The 211-nt window shown below is 55.5% G+C and carries 2 tRNA genes; both read left to right on the forward strand.

What is annotated here, in order from left to right:
- The first annotated feature begins 62 nt into the window (after positions 1 to 62).
- A tRNA-Val gene (locus tag FD50_RS06705) sits at positions 63 to 135 on the forward strand.
- A 2-nt stretch (positions 136 to 137) separates the two neighbouring features.
- Positions 138 to 210 (forward strand) — tRNA-Lys (locus FD50_RS06710).
- Position 211: the final 1 nt, after the last annotated feature.

Consider the following 211-nt stretch of genomic DNA (forward strand, 5'->3'; position numbering starts at 1 on the left):
TTAGCGCCAAGAGTAGTTGGGGGATCGCCCCCTGCGAGGGTAGGTCGTTGCCGTGCGATGTTGGAGGATTAGCTCAGTTGGGAGAGCGTCTGCCTTACAAGCAGAGGGTCACAGGTTCGAGCCCTGTATCCTCCATCGAGTCGTTAGCTCAGTCGGTAGAGCATCTGACTTTTAATCAGAGGGTCGACAGTTCGAGCCTGTCACGACTCAT

Origin of the sequence: Liquorilactobacillus satsumensis DSM 16230 = JCM 12392 (genome assembly GCF_001435195.1) — a bacterium.
Taxonomy (GTDB): domain Bacteria; phylum Bacillota; class Bacilli; order Lactobacillales; family Lactobacillaceae; genus Liquorilactobacillus; species Liquorilactobacillus satsumensis.